Here is a 20,303-nt window from a genome sequence, read left to right as displayed (position 1 = left end):
TTGCATCGTAAAACTAGATTAGCGGGATTTATTCTTAAGATAATAACTTAGAATTTGACCGATTAATCCCGGTGCGCGATAAATCGCCCATTTGCCGAACCCGATTCGTTCGGCCGAGGCGGACATTTCAGCGAGGAGATCGCATTGGACCGGGGCATCCCACCGAACCTGCCGGCGCGCCAGCCGCGCCGCGCGGCCGGCGCCGCATTCGTTGGCACGATGATCGAGTGGTACGACTTCTACATCTACGCGAACGCGGCCGCGCTCGTATTCGGCGAGCTGTATTTCCCGTCGCACGATCCGTTCACGAGCACGATGGCGTCGTTCGCGACGTTCGCGGTCGGCTTTTTCGCGCGGCCGTTCGGCGGACTGTTCTTCGGCCATCTCGGCGATCGGATCGGGCGCAAGAAGGCGCTGATGACGACGCTCGCGATGATGGGCGTCGCGACCGTTTGCGTCGGCCTCTTGCCGAGCTACGAGCGCGTCGGCATGCTCGCGCCCGTGCTGCTCGTGCTGCTGCGGATCGTGCAGGGCGTCGCGGTCGGCGGCGAGTGGGGCGGCGCGGTGCTGATGGCGGGCGAGCACGCGCCGCCCGGACGGCGCACGTTCTTCGCGTCGTTCGCGCAGCTCGGCAGCCCGGCGGGGCTCATCCTGTCGCTCGTCGCGTTTCGCGCGGTCACCTCGATGGAGCACGATGCGTTCATGTCGTGGGGCTGGCGCCTGCCGTTTCTCGCCAGCATCGTGCTGCTCGCGGTCGGCGTGTTCGTTCGGCTGAAGGTCGACGAGTCGCCCGAGTTCATTCACGAGAAGGCGATGGCGCGCACCGTCGCGCGGCCGATCGCCGAGGTGCTGCGCTCGTCGCGCGCGATGGTGCTGTTCTGCATCTGCGCGAACACGATCGGCATCGCCGGGCTGTATTTCACGAACACGTTCATGATCGCGTTCACGACGCAGCACGTCGGCGTGACGAAATCGCTGATCCTCGATTGCCTGTTCATCGTCGCGATCATCCAGTTCGTGTCGCAGCCGATCGCCGCGTGGCTCGGCGGCAGGCTCGGCGACGCGCGGTTCCTCAAGCTCGCCGCGCTCTTCGCGATGGCGTCGCCGTATCCGATGTTCATGCTCGTGCAGACGGGGCGCCTCGTGCCGATGGTGATCGGCATCGCGCTCGCGACCGTGTTCCTCGCCGGCTTCTATTCGGTGATCGCGGGTTTCGTGAGCGGCGCGTTTCCGACGCGCGTCCGCTATTCGGCGATCTCGATCTCGTACCAGATGTGCGGCGCGATCGCGGGCGGCCTGACGCCGCTCGCCGGCACCTGGCTCGCGCATCGGTTCGTCGGGCAATGGTGGCCGCTTGCGGTGTTCTATACGTGCCTTGCGGCGTTGTCGCTGCTCGGCGTGATCGCGCTCGACGCGCGCAGGCATCAGCGGGCCGACGTCGCCGACGCCGTGCTCACGCGCTGATTCGCGAAGGAGGAGAGCTTCGGTGTGGCAAATCGACGGTATGCGACTATGGGACAGTTTAATGGCGCTCGCGCGAATCGGCGGCACCGCGCGGGGCGGCGTGCGCCGGCTCGCGCTGACCGACGCCGATCGGCGCGGCCGCGAGCGCTTCGCGCAATGGTGCGGCGACGCCGGGATGACGGTGCGCATCGATGCGATCGGCAATCTTTTCGCGCGGCGTGCCGGTGCGGATGACGCGCATCCGGCCGTGCTGATCGGCAGCCATCTCGACACGCAGCCCGAAGGCGGGCGCTTCGACGGCGCGTACGGCGTGCTCGCCGGGCTCGAGCTCGTGCGCACGCTGAACGACCGCGGGATCGTCACCGACAAGCCGCTCGAGATCGTGTCATGGACCAACGAGGAGGGGGCGCGCTTCACACCGGCGATGCTCGGCTCGGCGGTGTTTTCGGGCGCGATGTCGCTGGATGCGGCGCTCGCGGCGCGCGATGCCGACGGCGTCGCGCTGGCCGACGCGCTCGATGCGTGCGGATATCGCGATCCGCTGCGCGCGGCCTGGGCGCGCGGCCAGCACGCGTCGTGCGATCCGGAGCAGGTGCGCGCGATGCTGCGCGAGCGCGTCGACGCATACTTCGAAGCGCACATCGAGCAGGGCCCGGTGCTCGAGCGGCGCGGCAAGACGATCGGCGTCGTGACGGGCGGGCAGGCGATCCGCTGGCTCGACGCGACCGTGACGGGCGTCGCCGCGCACGCGGGCACGACGCCGATGCCGTATCGGAAGGACGCGCTGTTCGCGAGCGCCGAGATCGCGCTCGCGCTCGAAGCGCTCGTCGCGCGCCACGCGCCGGATGCGCTCGCGACGATCGGGCAGAGCACGATCGAGAACGCGTCGCGCAACACGATCGCGGAGCGTATCGTGTTCAGCGTCGATCTTCGTCATCCTGACGATGCGCGGCTCGACGCGGTCGAGCGCGAACTGCGCGACGCGTGCGCGCAAATCGCTGCACGCCGCGGCGTGACGGTCGACGTCGCCGCGCACTGGTCGAGTCCCGCGACGCCGTTCGACCCCGCATGCATTGCGCTCGTCGAGACGGCCGCGCAGCGCTGCGGCTACACGCACGCGCGGATCGTGAGCGGCGCGGGGCACGACGCGATCCACCTCGCCCGCTGCGTGCCGACCGCGATGGTGTTTATCCCGTGCGTCGACGGGCTGTCGCACAACGCGGCCGAGCGCGCGTTGCCCGAGCATGTCGCGGCGGGCGCGAACGTGCTGCTCGGCGCGGTGCTCGCGCGCGCCGGCGTGCATGAGCACCCGGCGCACGCCCGCGCCGCCGAAATCGCGCCGCAACCGCATTGACGATCGATCGGAGAACCGAGCTCGCATGCTGACTTATTTTCATCCGGACCAGTTGAAGCACAGTCCGCTCACCTATCTGTCGCGGGGCAAGATGCGCGCGCCGCACGAAGTGCCCGAACGGGCCGCGCGGCTCGTCGACGCGGCGAAGTCGCTCGGCTTCGACGTGCGTCCGCCCGCGGACTTCGGCCCGGCGCCGCTCGCGGCGGTGCACGGCGAGCGGTATCTGCGCTTTCTCGCCGACGCGCACCGCGAGTGGCTGCGCATCCCGGAGGACTGGGGGCCCGAGGTGATGTCGAACGTCTATGTGCGCGAGCCGAATCCGCTGCGCGGCGTGCTCGCGCAGGCGGCGCGCTATCTCGCGGACGGCAGTTGCCCGATCGGCGAGCACACGTATCGGGCCGCGTACTGGTCCGCGCAGGACGCGCTGGCCGGCGCGGCCGCGCTCGGCGACGGCGTGCGCGACGTGTACGCGCTCTGCCGTCCGCCCGGCCATCATGCGCGCCACGAGGCCGCGGGCGGCTTCTGCTATCTGAACAATGCGGCGATCGCCGCGCAGGCGCTGCGCGCCCGCTATGCGCGCGTCGCGATCCTCGATACCGACATGCATCACGGTCAGGGCATCCAGGAGCTGTTCTACGACCGCGACGACGTGCTGTACGTGTCGATTCACGGCGATCCGACGAATTTCTACCCGGCCGTCGCCGGCTACGAGGAGGAGCGCGGCGCCGGGCGAGGCGAGGGCTGCAACGTGAATCTGCCGATGCCGCACGGCTCGGACGAATCGGTGTTCTTCGCGCAGCTCGAGCGCGCGAAGGCGATCGTCGAGCGTTTCGCGCCCGACGTGCTGGTGTTCGCGCTCGGCTTCGACGTGTATCAGGACGATCCGCAGTCGAAGGTCGCGGTGACGACGGCGGGCTTCGGCCGGCTCGGCGCGATCGTCGGCGCGTTGCGTTTGCCGACGCTGATCGTGCAGGAAGGCGGCTATCACCTCGATGCGCTCGCGCAGAACGCAGCGGCGTTTTTTCGGCGTTATCAGGCGGCGCGCTGAGCGCGGCCGCCGGGACGGCCGGGCGGCGCAGCCGTCGCCCGGATGTTGGTTCGATTTCGTTGGTTCGGCACTAGTGGCTGATGCTAGTGCGCCGCCCGCCATCTGGTGGTGGCCCTTGGATGCAGGCGGATTTTGCCGCGCGATCGCTCGCGCGGCTTTTCTCTTTTTGCGCCGCGCTTTCGCGGGGAGCGTCGGCACGAGGTCGTCGCCTCGTCGATGAAAGGGCGGCGCGTCGCGATATCGCGAGCGCGCCGGGCGGCGGCGATCGGCGTGCGGGCGTCGTCACGTGCTGCTCAAATGACGAGACGTCGGCGCGAGCCAGCGGGATCGTCGATGGTGCGGAGCAGACCGTGCATGGCGGCGGCAGACGGTCTATTCCAGCAGCGACCACCACCAGCCGATCGAAGGAATATGCCGCGGCGGCGATATGGGGCAGTCCAGGGTATCGACGACCTCGATCTGAACGCTGTCGGATCTTACGTGCCGAACGTTCGTATTTCCGAGGAATTGAGGACTGCCGGGGGCGGTATAGCGGGGGCAGGTGCTGCCGAACACCAGATTGCCGCTGATGATGTCTTCGAGCCCCTTGAAATACCTGTCGAGCCGGGGGCCGACAGACCGTTGGCATTTTTTTTTCAACGCCAGATAGCAGAGTAGGCACTGGTTTCGCAGATCGAGCGCGTCCGACCGGGCCGCGTCCGGATCGCGATCGTCGCGCGACCGCGCGAGGACGTCGATGATGCTCGGATAGGCGGCACCATCGTTTTTTTCCTTATGGTGCGAGTAAATGTCATTGTCTATGACGAGCACGAACAGGATGCATTGTGTCAACACCTGGATGGCCGGGCTCGCCCGCTCGGCAGGCGTCATTGCGACATCGTTGACGCATTCTGCCAATGCGTTGGCCATGTGCATGCCGACGTTTGCAGTCCTGATTGCGCAATAGATATTTAGATCGGGCGCGTCCCCGATCTTCGTGAAGGCGGCCTCCCACGCGAGGCCTGACATGAAGTGACTGGTGGCACGCATCAGGCGGTCGATCTGTGCGGGCGACGTCCATGCGTTGATTCTGACTTTCACGTCGATGAGTGACGCGGCGATGCGATAGCCTCCGTCAAATCCGAAATCAGACGGACGAATGTAATTCGACGCTTCGCATAGGTATCCGATCGATTTTAAAAAGTGCGTGAGCCTAGGAAGATCGGCGCTCAACGGACCTTTCTCGACGAAATCGTCCAACAGGCAGTTCCATGCGGCGAAATCGGAGAAATCCTGCATTTGATCGGGCTGGATGTCCGGATAGCAGCACTTCATGTAATGGGCGCCTACACCGGCCAGCGCGCGCGCGTGCCCGTCGCTGTCGACGAGACCTTGCTGAATCAGCCAGCTCGCCGTTCGATCGACGTAGTCGTCGACCGGTTGAAGTTCCTTCAACGGAAACGGACACAATATTGACGGCGCGATTTGACTCATGGGCGGGACCATAGGATTTCTCTTCTCGTTTGAAAGCGTGCGTCGTGGAGATGGGATAGGAAGTCGCGCCGGGCGCCGCGCTCGGCCAGCGACGCACGGCGGGCCCCGAGCGGTCAGTGACCTCGGATCAGGACAGGCGCCGCACGACGCGGCCGATCATCTCTCTCAGAAAATCCGCTTTGGCGTTGAACGGCGCGAGCGCCGCGAGCGCTTCGTCGGCCAGCCAGCGCGCCCACGCGCGCGACGCATCGAGTCCCAGCATGGTGACGTAAGTCGGCTTGTTGACCTGCGCATCCTTTCCCGCCGTCTTGCCGAGCGTCGAGAGATCGGAGGTCGAGTCGAGAATGTCGTCGACCACCTGGTAGGCGAGGCCGAGCAGATTGCCGTATTCGCCCATCGCGCTCCATGCCGCGCTCGACTCGGCGCGGCAGCCGGAGCCGCACAATACGCCCATTCTCACGGACGCCCGAATCAATGCGCCGGTCTTCATTCGGTGCATGCGCTCCAGTTCTTCGCGATTCAGATGCGCGCCTACGCTCGTCAAGTCGATGTACTGACCTCCCGTCAGTCCCGACGATCCTATCGAGGACGCCAGTTCGTGCGCGAGCGCGACACGGCCATCCGTCGGCAGCGGAATTTCGCTCAGTGTGAGAAATGCCTGTGAAATGAGGCCGTCGCAGGCCAGCAGCGCCGTCGCGACGTCGTACTTGGTGTGCAGCGACGGCTTGCCATGCCGCGTGTCGTCGTTGTCCATCGCCGGCAAGTCGTCCTGGATCAGCGAGAATACGTGGATCATCTCGATTGCGGCGGAAACTGGCGCAAGGACGTCGCGCGAAGCGTCGACCAGTTCGCCGGCTGCGTGGCAAAGCAACGGGCGTAGACGTTTCCCGCCGCCGAAGACGGCATATCGCATGGCCGCATGCAAATCGGAAGGCGGCGCGTCGTCGGGCGGCAATAGCCGATCGAGCGCCGTTTCCGTTTGCCGGATGGCCGCTCGGGTCCAGCCGTCGATATCGAGTGAGCGGGCGCTCGGCGGCTCGACTGGGAAGTCCTCCGCTGTGGGGCCGTAATCGGCCGTCTTGGCGATGTCAGCGTTCATGACGTTCTCCCGGCAAGTGGGCATGGAATGATTCCGCCGATGGAAAGCGAAAGCGGTTGGCCGTGCACGCAGACCCGGCGTCGCCACAGCGCATGGACGGCGTCGTCGCGTTGCGGACGATCGCGCGGATTCGACGAAGCCTCGGTGTTGGCCGGGACGGGTTTACGTTCGTTCGCGACGCTCGGCGAAACGGGCCACGCCGAGGCGGGCGACGATGCGTGATCCGGCGAGCGGCCTATGCGAAAAAAGCGGCGATGCGTCAACCCGGGCATCGCTTCGCACTTGCATCGACGTTGCCGACACTGGGGGCGCCACAAGGGCGTGAAGGCGGGGCGCGGTGGATTTCATGTCGATCCTCGTAGTTCGCAGTGGCGAATGATGAGCGGACGATTTGCCGGGGGGATGTCCAAGTTATTTGAGCGGTACCAAGCCGGCCATCGGCGACGATCGCGCAGACGCGCTTCGATCGGCTGGCGCATGATTGCTTTCTGGCTGTCGGTGGTGGCCACTTCACGTATCGCGGGCGAACGCGTGCCTCCTGAAAATGCCCGGAGTAGGCAGGCTGTCGACGAGAACCCTGGCGAAAATGCCCGGGTGGAGCAGACGATTGGGCGATTTCGTCAAGTGAATGACTTCGAGCTGAGCCTGTCTGGCGAGACGACTCGACGCGGACGCGCGGGCCAGCCCGGCGCCGTACCAATGCATGATGCGTGTCGACAGCGTCCGCTCGCCCGCGGTTTGGGGAAAGCGCATGTCCTCTGCCGTCGCCATGTCCCACGACGCGCGGATGATGGGAACGAACTGCGATTGAATCTCACGCGTCGAGCAGCGGCCGTCGAGCCATCGAGGAAGATGACGCGTGAGGCAGTGCGCTTGCATCGCGCATAGCGTCATGCCCTGGCCGAAGAAGGGATTGATGCTGCATAGCGCGTCGCCGACGACGAGCAGCCCTTCCGGAAAACCGTCGAATTGGTCATAGCGCCGCCACTGACTGCCGGGAACCTTGAACCCCGATACTTCGGACACCGGCTCAGCCTGACCGAGGCGATCGTATATGTCCGGAACGGGCAAGGTGCGCATGAATTCGACGAATTCGTCGGGGTTCGGCTTCGGAAAGGCGTCGAACCATCCGCCGGCGGACACCATCCACCGATCGCCTTCGATGGGCAGCATCAGCCCGATGCGCTTCTGTTCCGGCGGCGTCGGCCAAATCACCACGGCCCGCCAGTCCTTGTGTGCGGGGCTGCGTCGATAGATTCTGGACGCGTATCCCAGATGCGTTTCGATCAGCATGCGCGGTGTTTCGTCGAGACCGGCGGCTGTAAGCCAGTTCGCCGTGCGCGATCCTCTGCCGCTCGCATCGATGACCAAGTTGCCGCACAGCGTGTCGACGCCGGCCGACGTCGAGATCTTCACGCCTGCGACGGCAGGGCGACCGTTCGCGCTCGATACGAGCAGGTCCGCGACGGCGGTTTCCGATCGAACGACGATCTTCGGATTCCGGCGTATCCGGCCGCGCAGGTAATTGTCGAGGAAGCGCCTGCTGAAGAACAGCGAATGCAGCTTGCTGGCGTAACATTGCTTCCAAAGACCGTATTGGAACCATCGGACGTCGTTGATGAGATCGGCGCCAACCGCGCCCGCTTGAATCAGATCGTTCGTCAAGCCGGGAAAGATCTCTTCCATCAGGCGCTGGCCTTCGAGCAGCAGGACGTGCGTGTGCTTTTCCTGTGGCACGCCCTGGCGATCGCTGGTCTTGTCGTCGAAGTCACCCTTTTCCACGATCGTCACCGTCGTGAAGTGGCGTGACAATATTTCGGCGGTCAGACAGCCCGCGATGCTGCCGCCGATCACTACCGCATGTTCGTGTTTGGATGCTGGCATGATGGAAGTCGATTGAATGAGTGGACGGGTGCCGCATCGCGGAGCGCGTTGAAACGCCGTCGACGCCGACGAGCCGGTTGAACGGTGTGATGCGGCTCGAGCGGGCCTGTGCGCTCCGGCGACCAGGCGCTAGCGGTGCAACGGAAGCCAGACCGGGATGCCTGGGCCCGGCGTGGTCGAGATGGGATCGCCGAGTATTTCGTCCGTTCTCGGGTCGAAGACGACGACTTGTCCGGAGCCCAGCATGCCGAAGCCGATCCAGGCGTTTCCGAGCAACGCGCCGCCGACCGGCGATTTCAGGAACGACAGCGATGGCCCCATGTCGGTAATGTAGCCTCGCGTTCCGTCGTCGCTGAAGGCGACGCCTGTGGTCGAGCCGGCGGTCCTGATTCTCGCGACTATCGCGTCCGTGGCGACGTCGATCGCCAGGACTTCGGAACCGCCGAGCAGCGTGACATAGAGTTTCTTGCCGTTCGGCGTGAGCGCCGACGTGAATGGCCACGGATCGGCTGAGCGTTGTGATGTTTCGTCGCCTGTCGGGATCGACTTGACGAGTTTCCAGTTCGGCAGATCGATCACGTCGATCACGTTCACCGCGTCCACGTACAGCTTCTTGCCGTCGCGCGTGAAGGTGAACCAGGCGGGTAGCGTGCCGCTCGTCTCGATGGGCTTGCGTACGGCCTTGCCGGTTTGGGGATCGAAGGCGCCGAGCGAACCGTTCGCGAAGCCGACGTATAAATTCCGGTCCGGTCCTTCGATTGCCGCCACCGGAACATCGTCGAACGTCAGACGCCGAACGATCTCGTCGCTACGGGTGTCGACGACTTCCACACTGTAAGTGCCTTGAGGCAGATAGATTTCCTTGCCGTCGATCGAGATGGAAGCGCCGAGCGGCACGCTTGTCAGCTTGATCGATTTGATTTTGCCGGTTTTTCTGTCGATGGCCGTGATCGTCGGTGGAATGAGACCGAAATTGTCGCTATAGATCTTGTTCCCATCCGGCGTTGCGACCAGCACCGTTGGCCGGCTGCCGAGCGGTAGAACCGGAATGTCGTTGATTGGAATATGCCGGCTGACTTTGGCCGTCCTGGTATCGATGACGGCGATTTGATTGAGATGCGCTTCCGGGACATATAGCTCGCCCTCCGGGCCCGGCGAACTGGCGGCGCACGCGAAGGCGGGCCAACCGATTACAAGCGGGATCAGCGTGTATCCGATATGGCCGCAGCGTGTACGCTTCCGGGCTGAACCGCCGGCGGGCGGCTGTTTGCGCGCGAACGCGCAGAGGAAAACGAAGAAGCCGTTAAGCCATGACAATGAGATTCGCGTTGTTCCTTTCTTGTTTTTAAGCATCTCTCGTAGCTTCATATTTCACCTGTCGTGTGAAATTCGTAGGGCGACCGCGTCTTCTCCCGGGATTTGAGTCGCGGGAGTGTGATGAACGACGGGAAAGCTTGGTAATTGCCAATGCTATGGAAACGGTTGCAATTATTATACCGAAGTAAATGTCGACCGATCCAATGGCGAGGATTTTTTTATCTAGTGCGAAGCTGATGAATTCGAATATCTATATTCGGCATGAAGAATCCATGTTTGGGTGATATGGATTAAAGTTCGGATTGCATGAATATTTATTTATTCGGGTTGGCGTGCTTTTGCGTTTATGCGCGCGCCGGCGCGCGCCACGGCGAATGCCGAACCGGCCGACTTCGAGATCGACGCCGCGCCGGTTCGATCCAACCGGCGCGGCGAGTCGATCTCGCATCATGCGTCGCCGCGCTCGACTCGCCTTCCCACTATCCGCTCTTCAGGGCGTCGAACGATCACGAAGCCGCGCCGCGCGCGCCGTTCGTCCGGCTGGAAACCGCCGCTTTCGTCGGGCCGTTCCGCGGGGTCACGCCGTCGGCCGCGCGGGCTTCCCACCAGTACTTGCCCCCCCGCAGCCTCGGATCCTGGATCGCCAGATACGTCGTACTCCACAATTGCGCGGCGTTCGCCTCGGTCACGTCGGTGCTGCGCGTGCCGAACGCTTCGGTCTGGTATTGCCCGTTCGCGTAGGACCACGACCACATCTCGGTCAAGCGCATGTCCTTCGCGTTCGCGATCACCTGCCAGATCTGCTGCCGCGCCTGCGTGAGCAGCGTGCGCACGTCGCCCGGCAAATCGGTGCGCGCGAGCTGCCGGTCGAGGCCCGCGACCCACATCGCCTGCTGCCACGACCAGATCACCGTGCCGTGATACGCGGAGTTCGTGAAGCGCGGCCACAGCGTGGGGTCCGCGTAGGCCGGATTCGCAATCAGCATGCCGATGTCGGTCACGAGCCCGACCGGGAACGGCCGCATCACGTCGGTGACGATGCGGGCGAGCAGGTCCGGCGGCGGATTGCCGAACAGCAAGACGAAGCCGCCGTCCGAGTGCATGATCGGGATCGGGTAGCCGCGCGCGTCGAGTGCGATCGCATCGAACTGCAGCGCGGCGTTCGGCACCGTGCCGGCCGGCACGCCCGCCTGCGGTGCGTAGGCGGCGAGCTTCGCGCGCGCGTCGTTCGGCGTGACGGCAACCTGGAAGTACGGCGGCGCGGCGCGTTCCCAAATGGCTGCCGCGGCGCCCGCGTTCGCGAGGACGGCGCGCTGATCGGCGCTCAGGTACGGATCGAGCAGACCGCGCGCGAGAAAATTGCTCGTCGCGCGCAACGCGGCCGGCACGAGCGCGACGTTGACGTCGTACGGATAGACGCCGCCGCCGATGCCGTCGGTGCTGTCGCGCCAGTTGCCGACGATCTCGCCGGGACGCAGCCGGATCAGGTTCGCCGCGAGCGCCTGCTGCGCAAACGGCTGCGCGGTCTGGACGACGCGCACCAGATTGCTGACGAAGCGGCTGCCGTTCGCGACGCCGTCGCTGCCGGCCTGCGAGAGGTACGCGGCGGCGCGCGCCTGACCGCGCGGATCTTCGATCAGCCAGTCTTCCATGATCGGCGCGAGCATGTAGTCGCCATCGATCATCTTGTAGTCGTAGGTCGGCGTCGGATCGTTCGGGCGGCCGTGCTTGAGGTTGTCGATCAGCGCGAATTCGCCGATGCCTTCCTCGTGCGCGACCTTGCCGTCCGGCGACAGGCGGTTCAGCACCGAGCCGAGGCCGGCTTCGATCACGTCCGGCTGCAGCACGGGCATCAGCATCCGCACCGAGATCAGCGTGTCGCGGCCGAAGTAGGTGTCGTACTGCCAGGAGCCGGCGAGCAGCTTGTCGTGGAAGCTCAGGAATTCGAACACATCCTGGCTCAGCGGATCGGGGTTCACCGCCGACGTGAACAGATTCGCGTGTGTGATCGGCTGCAGCGGCGTCTCGCCGCTGAACGCCTCGATGCGCAGGCGCAGCGTCGGCGCGCCGGACGGCGATTGCAGCATGAGCCTGCCGGCGCCGTCGGCGGCCACCGTGCCGCCGTCGATCACCGTGACGCGCAACGCATAGCCTGGCGCGCCGTCGACGCGATTGCGCTGCCACGTCGCGACGTTGTCCGACACGGACGGCTGCACGACGATGTCGGACGGCACGGTCGCGCCGCCGTTGTAGTCGCGCAGGAAGCGCACGGAGCTCAGCAGCGCCTGCTTGATCGACAGGCTGTTCACGTCGGCCGACACGTCGACGCCGATCCCGTACAGCGGCCGGCCCGCCGCGTCCTGCGTCGTGACGGGCGCGATCGGCGTGTCCTGGCTCCAGTTGACGGGCTGCGACGTGTCGCCGAACCAGAGGCCCGTGCCGCTGTTGCCCGCCGGAAAGACGACGAGGAGGCGCGGTTTCGTCGACGAGCGCATCAGCAGATGTGCGGCGATCTTGTCCTGCCGGTAGAACGCATTGATCTGCCCGCCGCGGTCGAGCCTGAACGCGAGCGCGGACGCGGACGGATCGCCGCCGCCGCCCGAAATGTCGTCGTGATCGGAACAGCTCGCCAGAAAAGCAATGAAACATGCAAACAAATAGGTGAAGACCTTCCTCGTATCGAGACGCGCCTGCATATCTCCTCCATTTGCTCGTGGGCAAGTGAAATTGTGTCGATATGTCCGATGACCGGGCGTCGCCGGACACGCGAAAGCACTGCTGAATGACGCTTCAATCGGGATGCCTTGTGCGAGACGGCTGGATGCTCGCGCTGTCGTGCCGGATGCGGAATGCGTGCGGACGCAGCAACGTGCCGTTGCCGTGCGCGCGTGGCGCGCGTAGCCGGAGCCGGAGCCGCTCGGGCCGGCGGAGCCGATCTGCGGCCGCCGATCGCGAGCCGGGCGGGATGAGGATGAGGCTCGGCGCGTGGATGCGCGTCGAGCCGGCCGAGGGCGACGCGAGCCTGTCGCGCCTCGGCGGGAACGTTCGGACTTCGGCTACGTCGCGTGCTGCGCGCTCGCTTGCACACGTAGGCGTGGGACGTCAGCACCGTTGCATGCTAAACCAATCGTCACATGATTGGGGCGGGAATGCAGATCGCCATGCGCGTTGCCGATACGAATTCTTGTTAATGGCTCGAAGAAGAATTGAATTGATAATCCCGATTCAATAATAGATCGAGTCGTCCGCGCTCGATTCGCGAAAAGATGCTTCCGTGTTTCAGTGAGGATGGCGTACTGCTCTGATTGTTTTTAACGCGTATCGATATTTCAATGGCCGGCTACATTCTTGCGATGCAATTTGCAATCTGGCCACCTGTCCGGCTGTCCGTCGCGTCCAGGTGTCGGGCGCTCGTTGTGACAAGCGAGACGGACCGACGGCGTTCGCTTATCCGGGCCGTTCGAGGCGACAGGGCGGCCAGGTTTTTTTGCCGGGCGGCCCCGTCGGCGCTTCATGGCTTCTCCGGCAGGAACCAGTTCATCACGAGCGCGCAGATGCCGCCCGTGGCGACGCCCGATTCCAGCACGTTCTTGAGCGCGTGCGGCAGGCTGGTCAGGATCTCCGGCACTTGGGACACGCCCAGGCCGAGCGCCAGGGAGACGGCGATGATCAGCAGCGCGCGGCGGTCCAGCCGGATGCCGGCGAGGATGTTGATGCCGGAAGCGGCCACCGCGCCGAACATCACCATCGCGGCGCCGCCCAGCACGGGCTCGGGCACCGCTTGCAGGACGCCCGCGACGGAGGGAAACAGGCCCAGCAGGACGAGCATGCCCGCGATCCAGATGCCCACACGGCGGCTGGCGATGCCGGTGAGCTGGATCACGCCGTTGTTCTGGGCGAAGACGGAACTGGGAAAGGTGTTGAAGACGCCGGCCAGCAGCGAGTTGGCGCCGTTGACCAGCACGCCGCCCTTGATGCGCCGCATCCACAGCGGGCCCTCGACGGGCTGCCTGGAGATCTTGCTGGTGGCGGTGACGTCGCCGATGGCTTCGAGCGACGTGACCAGGTAGATGATCAGCATCGGCACGAACAGCGACCAGGAGAAGCCGAGGCCGAAGTGCAGCGGCGTGGGGATCTGGAACAGCGCGGCTTCGCGCGCGCCGGTGAAGTCGAGGCGGCCCATGGCGGCGGCCGCGAGATAGCCGATCGCGAGCGCGATGACGAGCGCGGTGCTGCGCACCCAGACGACGGGGACCCGGTTGAGCAGGATGATGGTGCCCAAGACGAGGCCGGAGAGCGTCAGGTTTTCGGCGCTCGCGAAGCTGCCCTTGGACATGGCGCTGTAGCCGCCGCCCATGCTGATGAGGCCGACCTTGATGAGGGTGAGGCCGATCAGCAGGACCACGATGCCGGTGACGAGCGGGGTGATGAGGCGTTTGACGAACGGCAGGATGCGGGAAACGCCCATCTCGACGAAGGAGCCGGCGATGACGACGCCGAAGATCGCGGCCATCACGGTTTCGACCGGCGTGCCCTGCTTGACCATCAGGCTGCCGCCGGCGATGAGCGGGCCGACGAAATTGAAGCTGGTGCCCTGGACGATGAGCAGGCCGGCGCCCAGCGGGCCGAAGCGCCTGCACTGGACGAACGTCGCGATGCCTGAGATCACCAGCGACATCGACACGATCAGCGTCGTATCGCGACTGGGCACGCCCAAGGCCTGACAGATCAGCAGGCCCGGCGTGACGATCGGCACCAGGATCGCGAGCAGGTGTTGCAGGGCGGCGACGAAGGCGACCATCGGGGCGGGCCGGTCGTCGGGACCGTAGACGAGATCGTGGGCGGATTCGGCGTCGTCGGCGCCGCGGGAAGCGGGTTGGGCGAGGGGGGCGGGTTGCATGGCGGAAGGGCCGGTCCAGGTGGAAAGTGCGGGATTTTAACGGGAAGGCCCCGCCTGCGCCCGCCAAGGCCGCCGGTTGGCTGTCCGCGCTCACGCCACGTGGGCGCCGAGTCCGCGCATCAGCGCGTAGAAGGTCGCTTGCGCCACGAGCGAGGATGAATGTCCCGATCGCGGAATGGAGGGGCGGGATCGGGCGCATCGACCACGTTGCGACCCGACGCAGCCGCGACACGCAGCACTTTGCCGTTGCGGTTGCCGTTGCGCCTCCGGCGGATGGATATCCCGTGCTTCGCCGGTTTCACGGACGCCTCGGCCTGACGAAACGCCGATGGAAAAACGCGGCGCCGTGATCTTGCGTCCCGCGCAATAGGACGGCGGGCGCGCATGTCACGCGCCGGAAATCGCAATCCGGCTATCACGAGACGACAAGCGGGGATGCCCGAATCAACAAAATGTTGCACAAAATCGGCCGCTGGACGAACGGCCACGACTCGCGCGGCAACACGTGCAACGCGAACCAGGGCCGCCTGTGGGCGCCCGGCACGCCGGTCAGCGTGTCGCTCGCGGCGAACCAGTCGCTCACGTGCTGGCTCGCCGCCGCCACGCGCCCGTTCGCGGTCCACGGCAACACGGCGCCGGACGCGCTGACGGGCGCGAGCGCGAAGGTCTATCCGAACCCCGCGATGCCGACGTCGGTCGTCTACGACCTGACGTTCCAATATTCGATCGGCAGCGACACGCAGCGGAACGTGACGCTCGCCGCGCTGCCGGTCGGTCTGGGGATGAGCCGCGTCAGCCAGTATCAGGTGATGTGCCAGTTCGGCGGCGCGGATGCCGCGAAGCCGAATCTGCTCGTTGCCTATACCGTGCAGGCGCCGACGGCGGGCGCGATCGCCGGGGTCGCGGCGCTGTCGTGCGGCTGATCGGCTGAGCCGTCGCGAGGGGCAGCGGGCCCTTCGCGGCGCGCCTCGATGCGCGCGCGAGCGAAGCGTCGACATGGCGATCGGTTCGCGCGCGCCGGGCAACCGTCGCGTGATCGTGCGATCGATCGCGTGACAACTGCCGCGCGTCAATCGACGCGCTTCGCCCCCGCCAGCGCCGCCGCCTCGTCATAGATCGCCGTCTGCGCGATGCCGCCCGCCACCGCCGCATCGTCGACATCCCCGCTCAACATCCCCCAGCGCCGATACTGCGACAGGAACCACATCCCATCGCTCGCGGCCGGCCGATTCACCGTTCCGTGCTCGTAGAACTTGATCGGCGCAGGCGGCTGCGCAAACGGCCCCGCGCCGTAGTCGCCGAGCAGCCGCGGCGCAATCTGCCCGACCGGCACGCCGATCGCGTCCGGCTCGGCGAGCCATCCGGCCGCCGTCACCCGGTGGTTCGGGTCGTCGAGCCATTCGCACGCATCGAGCAACGTGCGCACCAGCAGGCGCGCTGTGTTCGGATACAGCGCGACGAACTCGCGCCGGCACGCGAGCGCCTTTTCCGGATGATCGGGCCAGACTTCGCTCGTCGCCGCGACCGTCCTGCCCGCGCCGCGCGCCTCGGCGACCGCGTTCCACGGCTCGCCGACGCATAGCCCGTCGAGCTCGCCCGCCGCGAGCGCGCCGACCATCTCCGGCGGCGGAATCACGACGCTGCGGATGTCGCGCAGCGGATCGACGCCGCGCGATGCGAGCCAGTGATACAGCCACATCGCGTGCGTGCCGGTCGGGAACGTCTGCGCGAACACGGGGCGCCGGCCGAGCGTCGCGAGCGCGGCCTTCAGGTCGCCCGACGCGCGGTAGGCGTCGGCGAGCCGGTTCGAGAACGTGATCGCCTGGCCATTGCGGTTCAGCACCATCAGCACCGCCATGTCGGCGCGCGGCCCGCCGATGCCGAGCTGCACGCCGTAGACGAGCCCATGCAGCGCGTGCGCGGCGTCGAGCTCGCCCGACAGCAGCTTGTCGCGGATGCTCGCCCACGACGGCTGCCGGCACAGCTCGAGCGTGAGGCCATGGCGTTCGCCGAGCCCGAGCCGCTGCGCGGCGACGAGCGGCGCGGCGTCGCTCAGCGCGACGAAGCCGATGCGCAGATGGCGGCGTTCCGGTGCATCGAGAGTCGCTGTGTTCATGCGCGCTGTGTTCATGCGTATTGACCTTCGATCAAGATTGCGTGTGCGCCGCGAGCAGCCGGCGGGCGGCCTCGACGATCCGGATGCCCTGATCCATCGCGCTGCGGCGCAGCGTCGCGTACGCGTCCTGTTCGGACAGCTTGCGGCGGTCCATCAGCATGCGCTTCGCGCGGTCGATCAGCTTGCGCTCGGCGAGCTCGCTCTCGACTTCGGCGAGCCGCTGGCGCAACTGCTCGTCGTGCGAGAAGCGCGCGAGCGCGACTTCGAGGATCGGCGCGAGCCGCTCGGCGGACAGACCCTCGATCAGATACGCGCTCACGCCCGCGCCGACCGCCGCGCGGATCAGCTGCTGGTCGGCGTCGTGGCTGAACATCAGCACGGGGCGCGGCGCGGTCGCGTTCATCACCGCGAGCTGCTCGAGCGTGTCGCGCGACGGCGATTCGGTGTCGATGATCACGACGTCCGGCCGCTGCTCCTCGACAGCCGCGGGCAGCCGCGCGGGCGTCGCGACCTCGTCGAGCATCTCGTAGCCGAGGCGCGCAAGCGTGTCGCGCAGCTCGCCGATCGGCTTGTCGGTGTCGGTGACGAGCAGCACGCGCAGCTTGGAGGGTTGGTCGGTCGGTCCCATGTGTCAGACGGAAGAGGCGGGTGCGTCGCGGCGGCGCTCGCCCGTGCCTTTGTTTTTACCATACGCGCGCGGACGCGGCGCGCAAGCGCCGGCTCGCGCCGCTCAGGCCGCGTGCGAGATTCGGGGGCGATCGGCCGCGTGCAACGCGGCGTGCGCATCGTCCGAAAGCGCGCGCGCGTTCGCATGCGGCGTCGCGAGCGCCTCGCCGATCGCGCGGCCGACGAAGATCACGGCCGGGCTGCCGAGCCCCGCTTCGGCGGCGCCGGACGCGAGATGCCCGAGCGTGCCGGTCCAGCGCCGCTCGGCCGGCGTGCCGGCCCACTGGACGACCGCGGCGGGCGTCGCGGCGTCGAGCGCCGAGAGCAGCCCCGCGGCGATCCGGTCGATGCGGCTCATTCCCATGTAGATCGCGAGCGTCGTGCCGGCCGCGGCGAGGCTCGCCCAGTCGGGCTCGCCGTGGTCCTGCAGGTGCGCGGTGACGAACGTCACGCCCTGGCAGTGATCGCGATGCGTGAGCGACACGCCGAGGCTCGCCGCGGCCGCGAAGCCCGACGAGATCCCGTTGACGATCTCATACTGCACGCCCGCCGCGCGCAACGCAGCGATCTCTTCGCCGGCGCGGCCGAACAGCAGCACGTCGCCGCCCTTGGCGCGCACGACGTGCGCGCCGCGCAGCGCGTGGCGGCACATCAGCCGCTCGATGAACGCCTGCGGCGTCGACCGGCAGCCGCCGCGCTTGCCGACGCGGATCACGCGCGCGCGCGGTGCGAGCGCGACGATGTCCGGATTGACGAGATCGTCGAGCAGCAGCACGTCGGCGGCCGCGAGCGCCTTCGCGGCCTTGAGCGTCAGAAGGTCCAGATCGCCGGGGCCGGCGCCGAGCAGCGTGACTTTGCCCATCGTGTTCATCTTCGTCTCCCCATGCCGCCCGGGCGGCGCGTCTGCGGCGAATGCGCTTCGCCAAAAAAAGAACGGCGTCCTGCGCACCCGGTCGGCGAAGCGGCCGGATGCGTAGGACACCGTTGTCCAAGTGGACCGTCCGTCGGCGGACGATCCGGAGATGCTGCGCGATCCTGCACCGGCGTCGTTGCCGATGACGCTTCACACTCAGCAATATCCGGGCCAGCGGCGGGCGCGCACGCGCCGAAGCGGCGCGAAGATGGCGCGAAGATGGCGCGACCGATGGCGCGCGCGCCGCAAGCGAGCCGGCGTCGCGCGCGATGCGCGCGCGCTCAGACCGGCGCTGGCGCGCGCGTGCCGCCTCGCCGGCGCGGGCGAAGCGCGTCGCGCAAGCGTCGGCACACGCGCCGCACGACGCGCGCGGGCACGATCGCGCGGCCTCGCCGCCGACGCGCGGCGCGCGACCCAAAACCTGCCGCCGCACCCGACCCCGTGCCGACATGTCGCACGCGGACAGTGCTGCATCGCACCAGATCTGTGCTTCGCTGCCTCACCGCGCATCGTCGGCGCGCGGCGCGAAAACCGTGCATGTCGGCGCAATGCCTCGCCGCATCCCGTTTTCGGCTTTCTGGCACGGCATTTGCCTAGCGATCTTCGGGCGAGTCAACGACGATTCGCTTCGCAGCACCGAATATCGATCCGCCCGGCAACGGGCTTCCTGGGCAACGGCGTCCTACGCATCCGGTCACTACCGGGTTCGCAGGACGCCGTTTTCGTTTGGTGAGACAAGATGTCCGACAAAGCCACCCGCATCGACCTTCTCGACTGGCGCACCGCGCCGATGCGCGCCTTTCATCTGACGTGGATGGCGTTCTTCGTGTGTTTCTTCGCGTGGTTCGCGTGCGCGCCGCTGATGCCGCTCATCGCACGCGAATTCGGGCTGAGCGCCGATCAGGTCGCGAACGTCAACATCGCGGCCGTCGCGGCGACGATCGCCGTGCGGCTCGTCGTCGGCCCGCTGTGCGACCGCTTCGGTCCGCGCCGCATCTATGCGGGGCTGCTCGCGCTCGGCGCGATTCCAGTGTTCGCGGTGTCGTTCTCGCATGACTACCTGACGTTCCTGCTGTGCCGTCTCGGCATCGGCGCGATCGGCGCGAGCTTCGTGATCACGCAGTACCACACGTCGGTGATGTTCGCGCCGAACGTTGTCGGCACCGCGAACGCGACGGCCGCCGGCTGGGGCAACGCGGGCGCGGGCGCCGCGCAGGCCGCGATGCCGCTCCTGCTCGCCGCCGCGCTGATGCTCGGGTTCGGCCACGCGTTCGCGTGGCGCGTCGCGCTCGCGGCGCCGGGCGTCGCGATGCTCGTGATGGCGCTCGTCTACTGGCGCTACACGCAGGATTGCCCGCAGGGCGATTTCGTCGCGCTGCGCGCGCGCGGCGTGACGATCGACAGCGGCAAGAAGGGCGGCTTCGCGAGCTTTTCCGCCGCGTGCGCGAACTACCGCGTGTGGATGCTGTTCGTCACCTATGGCGCGTGCTTCGGCGTCGAGGTGTTCATGCACAACATCGCCGCGCTCTATTACGTCAATCACTTCCAGCTCTCGCTGAAGGACGCGGGCCTCGCCGCCGGCATCTTCGGCCTTCTCGCGCTGTTCGCGCGCGCGCTGGGCGGCTGGCTGTCCGATCGCGTCGCCGCGCGCCGGGGGCTCGGCGTGCGCGCGACGCTGCTGTTCACGCTGATCATCGGCGAGGGGCTCGGGCTCCTGTGGTTCGCGCATGCGGGCAGCGTCGCGATCGCCGTCGCCGCGATGGTCGCGTTCGGTCTCTTCACGCACATGGCGTGCGGCGCGACGTACGCGCTCGTGCCGTTCATCGACCGCCGCGCGCTCGGCGGCGTCGCGGGGATCGTCGGCGCGGGCGGCAACGTCGGCGCGGTCGCGGCCGGCTTCCTGATGAAGGGCGTCGGCGATATCCAACAAACGCTCACGCTGCTAGGCCTATTCGTCACCGTTTCCGCGTTCTGCGCGCTCGCGGTACGGTTCAGCGCCGAGCACAAGGCTCGCGAGGCGGCGCTGCGCGAGCGCGCGCTCGCCGTGAACGGCTTCACGAATTGACAGA

At 66.8% G+C, this 20,303-nt stretch carries 15 protein-coding genes; 6 read left to right on the top strand and 9 right to left on the bottom strand.

Annotation, left to right across the window (positions count from 1 at the left end; all coding sequences use genetic code 11):
- The first annotated feature begins 144 nt into the window (after positions 1-144).
- The 3 genes from WS62_RS24140 to WS62_RS24130 are packed head-to-tail and all read left to right on the top strand — an operon-like array spanning position 145 to position 3,866.
- The gene (locus WS62_RS24140; protein ID WP_066576195.1) at positions 145-1,464 is read left to right on the top strand and encodes an MFS transporter; all 1,320 of its coding nucleotides are present in this window, start codon (positions 145-147) and stop codon (positions 1,462-1,464) included.
- Between the two features lie 22 nt (positions 1,465-1,486).
- Entirely contained in the window at positions 1,487-2,818 is a 1,332-nt protein-coding gene (locus WS62_RS24135; protein WP_066576192.1) for a Zn-dependent hydrolase, read from the top strand.
- Positions 2,819-2,843: 25 nt separating this feature from the next.
- Positions 2,844-3,866 (top strand): histone deacetylase family protein, encoded by a 1,023-nt coding sequence (locus tag WS62_RS24130; protein ID WP_066576191.1) that lies wholly within the window; start codon positions 2,844-2,846, stop codon positions 3,864-3,866.
- Positions 3,867-4,238: 372 nt separating this feature from the next.
- On the opposite strand, the gene WS62_RS24125 is transcribed toward WS62_RS24130, so the two are convergent.
- From WS62_RS24125 to WS62_RS24095, 6 genes are all read right to left on the bottom strand, one after another.
- Positions 4,239-5,351, bottom strand: coding sequence for a terpene synthase family protein (locus tag WS62_RS24125; protein ID WP_231748404.1), 1,113 nt, complete (start codon positions 5,349-5,351; stop codon positions 4,239-4,241).
- A 115-nt stretch (positions 5,352-5,466) separates the two neighbouring features.
- On the bottom strand, positions 5,467-6,438 hold the full coding sequence (locus WS62_RS24120; RefSeq protein ID WP_082721240.1) for a polyprenyl synthetase family protein: 972 nt from the start codon (positions 6,436-6,438) through the stop codon (positions 5,467-5,469).
- Positions 6,439-6,948: 510 nt separating this feature from the next.
- Positions 6,949-8,292, bottom strand: a complete 1,344-nt coding sequence (locus WS62_RS24110; protein ID WP_231748403.1) for an NAD(P)/FAD-dependent oxidoreductase — start codon at positions 8,290-8,292, stop codon at positions 6,949-6,951.
- Between the two features lie 159 nt (positions 8,293-8,451).
- A complete protein-coding gene (locus WS62_RS24105; protein WP_231748402.1) occupies positions 8,452-9,690 on the bottom strand; it encodes a YncE family protein in 1,239 nt (412 codons plus the stop codon).
- Positions 9,691-10,145: 455 nt separating this feature from the next.
- A complete protein-coding gene (locus tag WS62_RS24100) occupies positions 10,146-12,335 on the bottom strand; it encodes a hypothetical protein (RefSeq protein WP_066576185.1) in 2,190 nt (729 codons plus the stop codon).
- Between the two features lie 815 nt (positions 12,336-13,150).
- Positions 13,151-14,539, bottom strand: coding sequence for a nucleobase:cation symporter-2 family protein (locus WS62_RS24095; protein ID WP_066576182.1), 1,389 nt, complete (start codon positions 14,537-14,539; stop codon positions 13,151-13,153).
- 452 nt (positions 14,540-14,991) lie between these two features.
- Here WS62_RS24095 and WS62_RS24090 point away from each other — a divergent pair, with 452 nt between their 5' ends.
- Positions 14,992-15,462, top strand: coding sequence for a hypothetical protein (locus WS62_RS24090; protein ID WP_066576172.1), 471 nt, complete (start codon positions 14,992-14,994; stop codon positions 15,460-15,462).
- Positions 15,463-15,608: 146 nt separating this feature from the next.
- Here the strand turns inward: WS62_RS24090 and WS62_RS24085 are convergent, their stop codons facing one another.
- From WS62_RS24085 to cobA, 3 genes are all read right to left on the bottom strand, one after another.
- Positions 15,609-16,670: a CmpA/NrtA family ABC transporter substrate-binding protein gene (locus WS62_RS24085; RefSeq protein ID WP_066576170.1), complete on the bottom strand. Its 1,062-nt coding sequence runs from the start codon at positions 16,668-16,670 to the stop codon at positions 15,609-15,611.
- 16 nt (positions 16,671-16,686) lie between these two features.
- Complete coding sequence (locus WS62_RS24080) at positions 16,687-17,283, bottom strand: ANTAR domain-containing response regulator (RefSeq protein ID WP_066576162.1); 597 nt, start codon at positions 17,281-17,283, stop codon at positions 16,687-16,689.
- Between the two features lie 102 nt (positions 17,284-17,385).
- Positions 17,386-18,192 carry a uroporphyrinogen-III C-methyltransferase gene (gene cobA, locus WS62_RS24075; RefSeq protein WP_066576514.1) on the bottom strand — a complete coding sequence of 269 codons (807 nt, stop codon included), beginning with the start codon at positions 18,190-18,192 and terminating at the stop codon, positions 17,386-17,388.
- 151 nt (positions 18,193-18,343) lie between these two features.
- Here cobA and WS62_RS34755 point away from each other — a divergent pair, with 151 nt between their 5' ends.
- Complete coding sequence (locus WS62_RS34755) at positions 18,344-18,967, top strand: hypothetical protein (protein WP_231748401.1); 624 nt, start codon at positions 18,344-18,346, stop codon at positions 18,965-18,967.
- Positions 18,968-18,973: 6 nt separating this feature from the next.
- Positions 18,974-20,299: an MFS transporter gene (locus tag WS62_RS24065; protein ID WP_066576156.1), complete on the top strand. Its 1,326-nt coding sequence runs from the start codon at positions 18,974-18,976 to the stop codon at positions 20,297-20,299.
- The last annotated feature ends 4 nt before the right edge of the window (positions 20,300-20,303 follow it).

The sequence above is a fragment of the Burkholderia sp. ABCPW 14 genome, from assembly GCF_001523835.1.
GTDB classification, from domain to species: Bacteria; Pseudomonadota; Gammaproteobacteria; order Burkholderiales; family Burkholderiaceae; genus Burkholderia; species Burkholderia mayonis.
This window is presented reverse-complemented; position numbering and strand designations above follow the sequence as displayed.